Below are 12,439 nucleotides of genomic sequence, written 5' to 3' on the forward strand. Positions count from 1 at the left end.
ATCCCCCCCTACGGATTACGGCCGTTCTTGGCGTTCCAAAGCGCACCCGCGCTACGGAATGACTTATTGATTTCGGCCGGAACGAACCTCCGCACGTAGGCCTGCACCACAGACGCCAAGCCCTGTTCCAGATCCTCAGCACCTTCGGATGAGCTGCTGCTGGTGTCACCGCGCCGGTCAACGTTGATGGTTATCTGCGTGGCCCCGCCGAGTCCGCCGGCCCTACCGCCGCCCCCCGACACGCTAGGGAACTCGGCACGGACGCCCAGCGAGCCGTCAGGGCCGCGATGAAGCGGCATGATGGCCTCTGGGCCTGCCTCCCCCATTACCCCCGCCGGGAAGGCGATAGGACTGTCTACGACGCCGTTTGTGAACGCTCCGCCCTTTGCATACTTGGGCATTGCCCAGCTCGCTGTAGTCGGCAAGCTGCTGGCGCCCTCGCCTGCCATTGCGCCCATGGCGCCGCCAATCATGCCGACCAGGCCGCCAATCTGGCTTGTCTGCCCGAAGTTCCCGAACAGCGCTTCGCCCAGTTTGGCCGCGGCGGCCTGCGTAGTCATGCGGGCCAGCATGTCGAAGAAGGCATTGGCGATGCCTTCGAACTTCCTTGTCACCGCCTGATATAGACCGTCGCCCAGATAGCTTTGGATATTCCGCGCGCCTTGTAGCGCAAACTGGGTAAGGTCGTTCAGCCCTTCTCCCGTCAACTTACCCAGCTCCCGGTTGTACTGATCTACGCTGACTTCGTTCTTGTCGAAGGCGTCAGCCAACAGGCCCATTTTCTCCAGCGTCTCGTCGGCCTCGGTACGCCCGGTAACCTGCCCTATATAGGCCTTCCGCGCAGCGGCCTTCCGGGTAAGGTCAAGCTCCTGGGCGCGGCCTACCAAGGCCTTCTTGATGTTCCCATCAAGCGCCGCATAGGCGCCGTTCTGGGTTTCCCAGAGAACGCGCTCGGCCTCGGTCTTGGCGTCGATCAGGGCAATCTCTTTGCCCATGTCGGCGATTTGCTTGGACGCATCAGCATTGCGGCGCGCTACAGCCTCGGCATTCAACAGCTCGACAATCTCGGCCCGGTGCTTGCCGTTCTGCCGGATTACTTCGTCCTCGATGCGCTTGGCTTGGGTCGCCTGCTCAACAGCAGCCCCGCCCTTGAGGTAGGCTGCAGCCAATTCGTTCTGCGCAGCCGCCTCGGCCTGGCGTTCCTTTACCCACCGCTTCCAAGAGTCGCCAGAGGACCGCGCCGACTTGCTCGGCAAGGCGTTCTTGCCGATGGCGGAAATCTGGTCTTCTGTGCGCTGTATGCCAGCGGTCAACGCAGTCTGACGCGCGGCAGCTCCGGCCGCAGCAACCATCCGGTTTAACTCTTCCGGGGACAAGGCAAGCTTGCCTCGGGCAATCTCCGATTGAAGCCGCGCCGCCTCCTGCGCCGACGCGATGATTGCCCGCTGCTGGGCCTCCACCTTTACCAGCTCCAGAAGGGTCGCTTTAGCGCCCGCAATTGCCTTACCGTCCTTTTCCTCTGTGGCCTTTTGCAGCTTCTGCGCGGCCTCGGCCTGGCCGGCGACAGCGCCGGCAAGTACAGCCTGCGCCTGGCTCGCCCCGTCGGCCTTGGCCTTGTACTCGCCTGCCTGTTGCGCAGTCAGCCCGATAAGGTCGCGCGCGGTGGTCAAGTTCTTGAGATACTTGTCCCACTCAGCGCTAGCCATGCCGCCAATGGCAGAAGTAATCGCCGCGCCCATGGCCCGGGCACCGCTTGCCACCTTGGCCTGTTCTTCATTGAATCTGCCCAGCTTGGCGGACGCCTCGTCAACTTGCTTGCGCGCCTGCAACACACTATCGACAACTTCCATCATAGAGGCGCGCATGTGGGACGACGGCCCGACCACAGCCCCCAACCCATTTACCAAGCCTACAAGTTTGGATTGAAGTTCATCGAATGGCAGACTCGAATCAGCCAGCGCTGACAATTCTTCTCTGAAGCTTTCGAACGCCGGGCCAGCCCCCGCCATCTGAGACGCCCGTTCCAGTTCATGGAAGCCCTTGGCAATTCTCTTGCGGGCCGCTTCAAGCTCCTTCTCCTGCTTCTTTATGGCGCTTTCCCGCTGCACCGCGTTCAATTCCTTGAACTTGGCGATAACATCGTCCATCGGCCCTTTCATGGCTACCAATTCGGCTGCGGCCGATTTGGTGTTGTCACGAAACAGAAGCCAACCGGCAGCGGCGCTGGCCGCCAGGCCAATCAACCCGGCCGGGCCGCCCAGCAAGCTCAACAGGCCGGACCCTGCAATCCGCGCCACGCTGGTAACCGCCGCGTAGTTCCTTTGCGCCGCGGCGGCTGCATTAGTTGTCGCTGTTACCGCCATATTGGCCTCAGCGACTTGAATTTTCATCTTCGTTTCGAGCGCGGTCCCGCGTGCGACGGCCAGCGCCTCCACGGCATACGCTGCTGATGCTTTGGCCCTCATCAGCTCCGCTTGCGTAACCTGTACCTGCGCCCGCGCGTGGGCAATAAGCTCCTTTCGATTGGCGATGACAGCGGCAGTGGCCTTCGCCGCCTCGATACCCATGGCGCCGAGGTTCTTTGCGAAGTAGCCTGCGCCAGCTACGACGCCGGCCTTCATCACAAGACCGATGTTGTTCGAAAGCACATTCATGCCATCGGTCAAATACTCGGTAACGCCCCGTGCTTGGTTCACTTCCCCGACATAGCGCCGAATCTCGTTCGTAAGGCGCGTGAAGGCGTCCGCCACCGTTACTGGCATGGCGTCAGCCTCTTGCCCCATCTTCTTGATTTGGCTCGACACTTTTATCAGCTCGGCCGTGGTCAGCTTGCCGTCTGCGACCATCTGTCGAAGCTGGGCATTCGTCACGCCCAAGGACTCGGCCAAGGCCTGTTGCAGCCGAGGGGCCGCCGATATCAGGCTGTCAAACTGCTCCATCGACATCTTGCCGGTCTGAATTGCCTTGGACAGCGCATTTACCGCCTTTCCCGCCTTCTCCGACGACGCAGAGCTAACAGTTAGGCCATACGAAAAGGCTTCTACCAGGTCCAGCGTCTGTTCGGACGTGTAGCCCAACTGCGCCAACGACTCATTGGAACGGATGAACAGCTCGGCGGTCTGGCCGTACTCCTTGTACACCCGACCGCTGATCGTCATAAGGCGATCTTGGGCGCTGTTGAATGCATCCTGATCGCTGGTAGCGATCTTCAGCCGCGAACTGATCTGCCCCCACTCGTCGGCGTACTGAAGCAGCTTTACACCGGCGAATGCGCTCGCCGCTGCGCGGGCGTACTCTTGGATAGCCGATGTGGCCCCCGCAAGCTCGGTAATCTGCATGCGGATGGCGGCGGCGTTGCGCTGATAAGCCGTATCGGCGCGCCTGGCGCCATTCTCTACCGCCTTGAAATACTCGCCGCCCATGCGCGATGCGCGATTCATTTCGCGCTGATAGGCGCCAGTATCCGCCGTCACCGCGACAACGATTTCGCGTAATTTCTTCGCCATAGAGATACCAAGAAAATGGCCCGCGCGTGGCGGGCCTGATGTACTAAGAAGCAGCCTCTTTGGCCTTGGAAAGAAGAAACGCCTTCAACGCGCTTTCACCGGCGTCTTCCGCCGATTCTGGCGTACCTTCGCCCCCCCAACGGATCAGCATGTCCAGGGGTTGCACCTTGGCGCCTGCGGTCTGCGCCACTGTTGCCGCCAGCGCGGCATGCAGTAGGTCTAACCTCTCGTCCCCCAACGGCGATAAGCGGTCAAACTCTCGCCATAGCGAAATCTCGTACGTATCCATGCCGTCCAACACTTCGCCCAGGGTGCGCCCCAGGCGAAGCGCCAGTGTCATCAAGAAACGTAGGTCTGGCGCTTCCTCGAAGGCTTTTTTGCGCGGTCCTGCGCCCCCTCGCCAATGTTGCCCAGCTCGATGGCCTTGGCGACCAGACGGCCATGGACAGGGCCGAAGGCGGCCACGACGATGCCCACGTCTTCGTCGCCAAACACACGCATCGTCCCCGCGTCGGTTTGCTCAAATAGAGTGCGCACCAGCAGGCTGGCCGAGGCGCGTGTGTAGTCCACGCCAGGCGCATCAAGCTTGGCGCGGATAGCGTCCTGATCCTCACCAGGATTAACGCCGGCAGCCTCCCAGATGGCGCGGATGTGAAAGAGATGATCGCCAGGGCTGGGCGCTCGCACAATGACCTTAGCTCCCTCCCATTCCGGCACCGTAACTACTTCGTGCTGAAAACCGGCCAGCGGGTCTGAAGCCCGGCCGCGCAGCGTCCGTGCGAGATTCTTCAAAAATCCGGTCATGGCTTACTTACTCCCACCGGTCGGCGGTTGGGTCGGCGCTTCGGTCATCTTCACGGCTCCGGTTACCCGAACGTTGAACGTAGCCGAAATGATGTTGTCCAGTTGGCCTTGCCATTGGTACTGCGTCACCAGGCCCAGGAACTCGAACTTGGATCCGTCCGCGAAGGTCACGCGGAAGGCCCGGGTTTTCTTGTCGCTCCGGGCACTCACCAGCGCGGCTTGGGCAGGATCGCCGGACTTCCAGTTACCCGACATGCTGAAGGTTCCGTTGTCGTCCAGGCCCAAGGCGTATTCCTTGGCTGTGGACTTCAGTACCGTCACGTCGATTTCGGTCGTTTGGCCGCCCTGAAAATTTGGGTCTTTGATCGTCACCGCCAGGTCAGCATAGGCCGTGCCGGCGGCGCTCAGGTCCTCCGTTGCCGTGGTGGACACCTCCAACTGTGTGCCCTGGGTACGGGTGTATTGGGATACGTTGCTCGATGCCATTGATGGCTCCATAAAAAAAGCCCGCCGAAGCGGGCCGATCTGCTGCCGCGGCTGCGGTCAGCGGATGAAAAAGAACTCCATGGCGGCGCCATGTAGCCTGGTCGTGATTTCGTCGTCCTCGGCGGGTACGTCGTCGGCACCTGTGCATGCGAAGTCTTGGCCGGCAGGAGACAGCAGTGCAAAAGCCGTTTCCATGATTTCGGCGGCCTCTTTTGGCGTGCCGGCCCAGGCATTCACCTGTACCGCAGCCGTGAGGGCTCCGCTCGGCCCGGCTATGGTCCAATCGCGCGCACCGCTGACCCGTCTATAGGTAACGTAAGGCGGACTTGTCCCGGGAGGGGCAACACCGGGAAAAACGCGCCCTCCGGCCAAACCCTTGATGCGTGTTAATACCAGCGGTTCGATCATCGCGCCCCCGTCAGCACCCTATCGATGCCTGCGGCGATTTCCGCCTCGGTCGCAGCGAGGATTTCACCCTCGGCAGCGTCGAACGCCGGCCGAAAGAACGGCTCTGCCGCCATGTTCCTCGTGCCCAGTTCGACCATGCGTCCCACCATCGCGGCGTTCTTCTTTTGCCCCTCATAGGTATAGGTACGCTTGCTAAGCGTAACGGTCACAGTGGCCTGCCGGGAAGCTGCCGGCGAACGCTCGGCAACCAACACAATTCCGCGCGCCATCTTGCCCAAACGCTTCGGTGCCCGTGCCTTGATAGCGCGTTGCGCCACCTTTGCCCCTGCCCGCGCACCCTTGCGCAACGCCGGCCCCCGTTCTGCGCGTTCCAGCGCTTGAAAGTCACCGGCCAGAAGGTCGGCCCCACGCACCACAACTTTAGGCATCCACGCCCCCAATAGCGCAAACTAGATCAACGTGCCGGCGTCGTGTCTCGTCCGGCAGGACAGCTTTAATTGCGAATACCTCATCGCCGTGACGTACCCGCATCGCGGCAGTGATTCCCTTTCGGTATCCGATTCGGATGCTCACAGCCGATTCGGACACCTCCTTTCCTGCGGCAACAAACGACTTCGCGTTGAGGTATCTGATGTTCGCCCAGATGCCTGAGACATGCGGAATCCAAGTTTGCGATTCATGCCCCCAATCGTCCCGACCTGGCCCGCGCATCTCGATTTCGATGCGGCTACTCCGCTTGCCAGCGTTCATTCGCTCCACCATCTATAGGGATTCGCAAGCTCGTAAAAGCCCTGCGGGGTAATTGCCAGCTTTAGGTCTGTCGATGCTTCGCGGTTGACGTTCCAGTGGCCGATCAGAAGTAGCAGCGCCAGAGCGATATCGTCGTCCAGAAACACCGCATTTTCCGGCATTGGGTCCGGTGCGCTTTTGGCGTCCTTAAACAGGCGCCGCCCCGTCCTGGCTTCAAAGCGTCGGACTGCCGCGCCTAAATATCGCGTCAACAGTGCATCGCTCGTCTCGTCCTCGTCAATGCGCAGCTGCTCCCGAATCTCGTTCAGTTCCAGCATTGCCCAACACGGGCCGGTTTCCCGGCCCGCCTCCCTTTCGATTAGCCCCCGGCGGCCGGCTTCCCTTGCAGCGCCTTGATAGCGGCGGTGTCTTGCAGAACGCAGCCGAAGCGCGCGAAGACCAGGAACCCGGTCTGATCGAACTCGGCGTAGCGCTCTACCAGGCGCTTGAGGGTCATGTAGCGCACATCCCGCACGATGAACTCGTTGAAGTCGCCCGCGTACATGAACTTTTTGCCCGCGCCGATATCCGCAATGGCCTGGTCCACCACGTACTGGTACTTCAGGATACGAGGCGGCGCGCCGGAGTCGATACCCGGAATCCACAGGGGACGCCCCTGGCCGTCTTCCATTTCCTCGATCAGCTGCAACGTGCCGTCATTGAAGGCAAGGCGGAACTTGGGCGCATTGCGGTAGGCGGGGTCGATCGAGTGGATAAGCCCGTTGATCTCCTTCCAGTTCAATTTGGAGGCGTCCGCCGTCGTCTTCCCTACGGTTGCCGAAGCTTCCAGGCCCTTGGGTTGCGCCGGTTTTCCACCTGCCGCCGCGGCGCCAGTACCTTGGACGATCAAACGGGCTCGCGCGCGGGCGATACGGCTACCGGCCCGGCCCGCTACATACGCCTCCATGTCGATGCCGCTGTCCGCCAACAGTTCATTGGACACTCGGATCACCTTGGAAGTGAGCTTATGGGCGCCCATGGAGTCCATACCGAACTCGATATCCTTTTCGCCCGCATCGGTGTTTTCGCCGATCAGTTCGCCTTCATCCTCCGCACCGTTGCTGGTCGGCCATTCGATGACGTTACCGCCAGCCGTCACCAACGATTGAGCGACCGACGAAATGCCGCCGTAAGCCTTCAGCGATTCCTGTACTCGGGCCACGAAGGTCGTGGGGACCGTATAGCCGCCCTTTTCCTTGACGCCCACGGCCTGCGCGCGCATCTCGGCCATGATGCTACGTTCTTCCGGCGTGAGATCGGTTGCACCATGGCGCAAAAATTTCTCGAAAGCGGCGCTTCGCTTCTCGTCGGGGGAAGCGTCGCCAGCCGCGGCCGATGCCTTGGCCGCCAGTTCCTCACCATTGGTCTCGACAAAGCGCTGCTCGGCCTCGCGTAGGGTGTCTTCGCGCTCGATCTTGTCGTCCAGCTTCTTGAGGTCTGCCTTCATGGCATCCCACTTATTGCGCTGTTCATCACCCCACTCGCTTTCGCCTTGGGCTTCGTGGTAGGTGCGCATTTCGGTGGCGACTTGCGCACGCTTCTTCTTCAGTTCTGCAAGGGTCATTGTGGACTCCGATTAAATTGAGATGATTTCGAGAAAGCGTTCGCGTGCGCGACGCTCGTTTACAGCCTTGGCCGCCAGCTCCTGGATGCCCTCGGCTTTTTTTTTCCAGCTACCCAGCGAGCGCTGGGCGGCGTGGCTATCGCCATACGCCGGATACGTCACTGGCGACACGTCGCGCAGCCCGGCCAGCCTATGGATCGTTCGCACGACAATTTCTCCCTCGCGTCGCCATTCGTCGCCATCGGCTGCAACGCGAAAGCCAAAGCTCGACCCGGTTACGTCGCCACGCTTTAGCGGAGTCAACACCAGGTCGCGCACTGTCTGCGTGTCCGGCGGGTCGATCGTGTAGGCCAGGCCGCGAGAATCGATTTCGAGGCGCAGCGTGTTGCTGCGGGTGCGACCCAGAACGAAATTCGGGTCGTGGTTGAACAACGCCCGTACGTCATCGCCCAGCACATCGTCAAAGGCTCCCGGCGCGATTTCCTCGACAAAGGAGCCGAAAAGCAAGGCGCTCCGGGTGTTGAAGACCGACGCATAGCCGGTGATTTGCGGGTGCTGTACTTCGTCGGCGACGGACATGCGTAGCTCGCACGGCTGGTTTTCCAGCGTGCGCAATTCAAAGTCATTCATGGGGCTTTTCCTATTGGCTATCTGCCGGCGACTCTGCTGGCGATCCTGTCGGCGGCTGGCCGACTTCGTCAGCCGGCTTTGCGTTGACGCTGACCAGCATCTTGGACAGGCCATCGCGCGGGCTAATGTCTTCCAGTACGCGCACCTCGTTGCGATCCATCCACCCGTCTGTAATGGCGTAGTGATAGAACTCCGCCCGTTCTTTCGGGGTGCCGCGCAGCAGGCCGGCGAGATTCAGCTTCACGTAGTACCCGGCTCGCCGCTCGGAGGCGGTGAACAGCTTGCAGTTAAGTTCCTGCTCCCAGTTCACCGCCCACGGCATCATCGAGTACCGCACGAAGCGGATGCTTTGCTCGGTGATGTTCGAATTTGTGGCGCGCTCAAGGTCGTTGATCATGTCCGCCGGGACGTTGTAGATGGCCGCAATTTCTGTGCGGTTCATCTTGCGCGTTTCGAGAAACTGCGCCGCCTCTGGCGGAATCGTCAGCGCGCGATAGTCCAGGTCAGCTGGCAGTAGAAGCGTCTTGTTCTCGGACTGAATAAGGCGCGATACCGCCCGTGTCCAGAAATCTCGCAGACGGTTCCAAGACGTATCTTTGAGGTCGCCCTTGACGGTCAGGATGCCAGTTGGACGCCCCCCGCCTTCGAAAAAATCTCGCCCGTAGCGTTGAGCAGCCAAACCAAGGCCCAGCATCTCCGCATGCTGCTGGATGATGCTTGTACCCATGCGCCCTCTAGAACCCAGGGCACGTACATGCACCATGTCGTCGGGGTGTACGGCCAAGGGATGGCCGTCCTCATCCTGCGTGCTGTAGATCCAGCGGCCCGCCGGTTTGATCAACGTTGTTGCCCATGGCGCGCAGAATTCCAAACTGCGCAGCTCGCCCGACCGGCTCCGCACGATCCGGGTGTATCCGTTCCCCCAGCCCAGGACATGGTGTTGCTTGGTCTCGCGCCACTTGTAGCTGGTCTGAAAGTCGTTCGGCTTGGAATGGATCAGGTCAAAGGCGGGATGATCCGTTGCTGGCGTGATCTTCTCACCCTGCTTGCGCAACACCACGGCCGGCAGCTGGGCTACGTTGCTCGACAGCACGTAGTGGCACGCATACACAGCAGACAGACTCAACGCACCTTCGGGCGTAACGGAGATGCGCGAGCCTTCGCCGTGTAGATACTCTTGAAGATTCTGGCCCGTCAGAGGCACCGAGGGGCTTTCAATGCTGCGCCCTTCGAATAAGGACGACAGGATCATTTTCGCCCCCTCGCCGCAGCGCACAATGCGAACGCCAGTAGTAAGGCGCCCGACACAATCAACGACGCACCCGTACCGAATTGCACGTACACTCCGGCCGCCAAGCAGCCCAGCCCAGCGAGGCCCGCCGCATCAATCAGCAAATTTTTCATCTCACATAACCAGAATGTCGTCGTCGGTCAGACGGTCCAGAACGGACCCGCTCCGCTCGGCAAGCATTGCCCGCCCGATCCCCATAATCAGCGCCACAGCGCCGTCGATTTTGTTGTCGTTGCCCTGTTTGATAGGGCGCACAACATCGTCATTGCCCGGCAGGTTCTTGCCAATGACGTTGCTGATACACCAGGTCATGATCGGATTGCCGTCGTGATGGAATCGGCCCGACTGAATCGCGGCCTCCAATTCCTTCATGGGATCGCTCATGTTTGTGTAGTTCTGCACCACCGTGATTGGCGTTAACCCTTCATCGTCCAGGTGATGCGACAGGTTCGTGGCGCCACTTGGATCGATCGGAGATTCCAAAACGGGGTTTAGCCGGTTGGCTTCCTCCGCCTCAGCAAGAATTTCCCGATAGTCAATCTCGGCGCCTTCAGACGTGTGCAAGTGACCCGTGTTTACCCACTTTTGGAAGCGCTCGGCCATACGCCGGTTGTCGGTGTCGGCAACCGTGTCTTCCGGCACCCAGAAGCGGGGCGCAACGCTGTAGTAGTGGCGCTTTCCTTCGATATCTCGGTAGAAGACACGCGCCATGCTGTTCATGTCCAGCTTGCGCGCCAGGTCGAACGCCAGAATGCAGCTTTGCCCCTCGAATTGCTCCAGCGTTAGGGTTTCGTCCTTGCACGCTTCCCACTGCTGGATGTTGAAATAGCCCGCCTTGGCAGTCACCCACAGGTTTAGGTGCTTCGTTTTGAAGGTGTTGGTAAACCTCGCCTGCTTAATGGCGCGTTGCTGCTGGCTGGCTAGGTAATCGGCGTAGACCGAGACACCCATATTGGGGTTGGCCTTCGCCAACACCTTCGGATCCGTCCAGTCGTCCCCCTCATCCAGCGTCCAAATCCAGCCGAAAAGCTCATCGTCGGGCACCAGGCCCTCAAGCATCTCGATCACTTCGCGACGCTTGTCGTAGCAGGGCCCTTCGATATTGGAGCCGGCCGTGGTGATGATGAACATCAAGGGATGGCGACGCGCTCCCATGCCGGTGAGCATGGTTTCGTACAGGGCGGCGCTGTCGTGTTCGTGGTATTCATCCACAATCGAACACGACGGCGACGCGCCGTCGCCAGGGTTGCCGATAATCGGCTCGAACCGGCTCCCATCCTCTGGCCTGGCGAGTGCCTGGGCGTTCACCTCGATTCCCATATGCTCAACGAGCATTGGCGAGCGCTGGACCATGAGCCGAGCCGGCCGGAAAACTTCCCACGCTTGCTTTTCCGTGGTCGCGCCCGAGTACACCTCGGCGCCGAACTCGTCATCGGCCACGAACATCGAGATACCAACGCCCGCGGCGATCACGCTTTTGCCGTTCTTGCGCGGCACCTCCCAATACGACTCACGAAAGCGGCGCAAACCGCCTTTTTTCCGGACCCATCCGAACGTCGCGGCAAGACCAAACTTTTGCCAGGGCTCAAGCGTTACCAACTGCCGTTTGAATGCCCATTCCCCCTTGGTATGGGGCAGCAGTTCAATAAGGTTTAGCTTCTTCTCCGCCTCGGCGGCGTTGAAGCGGTAGGGATACTTTGCCGACTTGCTGGTCGCCAGGTCGTCAAGGTGTCGCTGACACGCCAGTACGACATACCGGCACGCCGGAATCTTGCCCTTGACCACATCCTTTGCGAACTTCAGCGCCTGCGCGACCCGGGGATACTGGGGCGCGGCCATGCATCAACCCCCACCCAGGAGCTTGGCGAAGGGGTTCCCCGCTCCAGGCTTCTTCGGCCCCTGCATGCGCTGCCGGCTGGACGGGTCCAAGCCCAGGAATGACCCGTATGTGGCCATCTGCTTCAACGCCTCATTGGCTACGGTCGCCGCAGGATTTTTCAGCGGCCCGCCCTGCGAGCCGGTGACAACGATCCCATTGGCTTGAATATCTTCCTCTGCCTTGCGGAAACGCCCGTAGGCAGCGCAATAGGCTTCCAGATTCTGGATATCGGTCGCCTGCAGGATCTTTTCTCGGCACAGCAGCGGCGCCAGATGTTCCCACAGGTCGCGCCCGTGTCCCTGCAACCATTCCGGCGCAAAGATGTTCGTGATTTCCCCGTATGACGGGGTGTCCTTATTGATTGCGCGTTTTCCGGGGTTGCCGGCGGCCAGCTTCTTTTCCGCTGGTTTCGGCTTGCGCCCGGAGCGTCCCGCTACTCCTGCCATAGCCTGCTCCATTGGTGAAAAAGTGCGCACATACGCCGCACCGCTGAATTTGATATTTCGCGGGCGTAAAAAAAAGACCAAGGGGTGCGGTACTGGCGGCCTTCGGCCCAGAGATTTACCCCCCCCCACCTGGCGGCGGCGTGCAATGGCCTTCGTGGGCAGCGCAGCGGCCTCACGCGAGGCGTTCGGGTTGAGTTCAGGGGAAACTACTTCTTAGGTCTTGCACGCGCCCTGGCGCTTTCCTTGGCCGTCTTGCGCTTGTGGCAATCCACGTTGATCGCTCCAAGGTTGTGCGGGTCATCCGTTCCGCCCTCTGCCTTCGGGATGCGGTGGTCAACCTCGGTCGCGGGCAATACGCGCCCAGTGCTGCGACACTCGCCGCACTGGCAAAGGTAGCGATCCCGCTTGAGGATCAATTCCCGCAGGCGATCCCATGCCGTTCCATACCCGCGTTGGTGTCGGTTGCCACGCTCGCGGTCGGGCTTCCAACCTACGAATTCTTTCGCATGCATATTGCAATACCCCGGGATGCGAACCAGGGCGCCGCATCCTCGATGACGGCAAGGAAGCAAAATTCGTCTCACCATTACCAGCCGATAAAAGTTGTGCATTCTTGTGTATTGTGTATAATTACAC

Annotated in this window: 13 protein-coding genes; all 13 read right to left on the minus strand. The window is 60.6% G+C overall.

All coding sequences use genetic code 11. The features are described 5' to 3' along the window. Window positions 1-8: 8 nt before the first annotated feature. Window positions 9-3,506 carry a tape measure protein gene (locus ABFG95_RS11905; protein WP_348995917.1) on the minus strand — a complete coding sequence of 1,166 codons (3,498 nt, stop codon included), beginning with the start codon at window positions 3,504-3,506 and terminating at the stop codon, window positions 9-11. Window positions 3,507-3,549: 43 nt separating this feature from the next. Then, window positions 3,550-3,846, minus strand: coding sequence for a phage tail protein (locus tag ABFG95_RS11910; protein WP_348995918.1), 297 nt, complete (start codon window positions 3,844-3,846; stop codon window positions 3,550-3,552). Beyond that, window positions 3,846-4,310, minus strand: coding sequence for a phage tail assembly chaperone (locus ABFG95_RS11915; protein WP_348995919.1), 465 nt, complete (start codon window positions 4,308-4,310; stop codon window positions 3,846-3,848). The genes ABFG95_RS11910 and ABFG95_RS11915 overlap by 1 nt, the downstream gene beginning before the upstream one ends. A gap of 3 nt (window positions 4,311-4,313) precedes the next feature. After that, window positions 4,314-4,796, minus strand: a complete 483-nt coding sequence (locus ABFG95_RS11920) for a phage tail tube protein (RefSeq protein WP_348995920.1) — start codon at window positions 4,794-4,796, stop codon at window positions 4,314-4,316. A 57-nt stretch (window positions 4,797-4,853) separates the two neighbouring features. After that, window positions 4,854-5,204 carry a DUF3168 domain-containing protein gene (locus ABFG95_RS11925; protein WP_348995922.1) on the minus strand — a complete coding sequence of 117 codons (351 nt, stop codon included), beginning with the start codon at window positions 5,202-5,204 and terminating at the stop codon, window positions 4,854-4,856. Continuing rightward, window positions 5,201-5,632, minus strand: coding sequence for an HK97-gp10 family putative phage morphogenesis protein (locus ABFG95_RS11930; RefSeq protein WP_348995923.1), 432 nt, complete (start codon window positions 5,630-5,632; stop codon window positions 5,201-5,203). Before ABFG95_RS11930 ends, ABFG95_RS11925 begins: the two co-directional genes overlap by 4 nt. 318 nt (window positions 5,633-5,950) lie before the next feature. After that, entirely contained in the window at window positions 5,951-6,271 is a 321-nt protein-coding gene (locus ABFG95_RS11935; RefSeq protein WP_348995924.1) for a head-tail connector protein, read from the minus strand. A 41-nt stretch (window positions 6,272-6,312) separates the two neighbouring features. Continuing rightward, a complete protein-coding gene (locus tag ABFG95_RS11940; protein WP_348995925.1) occupies window positions 6,313-7,557 on the minus strand; it encodes a phage major capsid protein in 1,245 nt (414 codons plus the stop codon). A gap of 12 nt (window positions 7,558-7,569) precedes the next feature. Beyond that, complete coding sequence (locus ABFG95_RS11945) at window positions 7,570-8,187, minus strand: HK97 family phage prohead protease (protein WP_348995927.1); 618 nt, start codon at window positions 8,185-8,187, stop codon at window positions 7,570-7,572. A 10-nt stretch (window positions 8,188-8,197) separates the two neighbouring features. Continuing rightward, the gene (locus ABFG95_RS11950) at window positions 8,198-9,439 is read right to left on the minus strand and encodes a phage portal protein (RefSeq protein ID WP_348995929.1); all 1,242 of its coding nucleotides are present in this window, start codon (window positions 9,437-9,439) and stop codon (window positions 8,198-8,200) included. Window positions 9,440-9,592: 153 nt separating this feature from the next. After that, entirely contained in the window at window positions 9,593-11,317 is a 1,725-nt protein-coding gene (locus ABFG95_RS11955) for a terminase large subunit (RefSeq protein ID WP_348995930.1), read from the minus strand. Window positions 11,318-11,320: 3 nt separating this feature from the next. After that, a complete protein-coding gene (locus ABFG95_RS11960) occupies window positions 11,321-11,803 on the minus strand; it encodes a phage terminase small subunit P27 family (protein ID WP_348995931.1) in 483 nt (160 codons plus the stop codon). 206 nt (window positions 11,804-12,009) lie between these two features. Then, a complete protein-coding gene (locus tag ABFG95_RS11965; RefSeq protein ID WP_348996045.1) occupies window positions 12,010-12,390 on the minus strand; it encodes an HNH endonuclease in 381 nt (126 codons plus the stop codon). Window positions 12,391-12,439: the final 49 nt, after the last annotated feature.

Source organism: Achromobacter sp. HNDS-1 (assembly GCF_040084795.1).
In the GTDB taxonomy this organism is placed as follows: domain Bacteria; phylum Pseudomonadota; class Gammaproteobacteria; order Burkholderiales; family Burkholderiaceae_B; genus Achromobacter; species Achromobacter ruhlandii.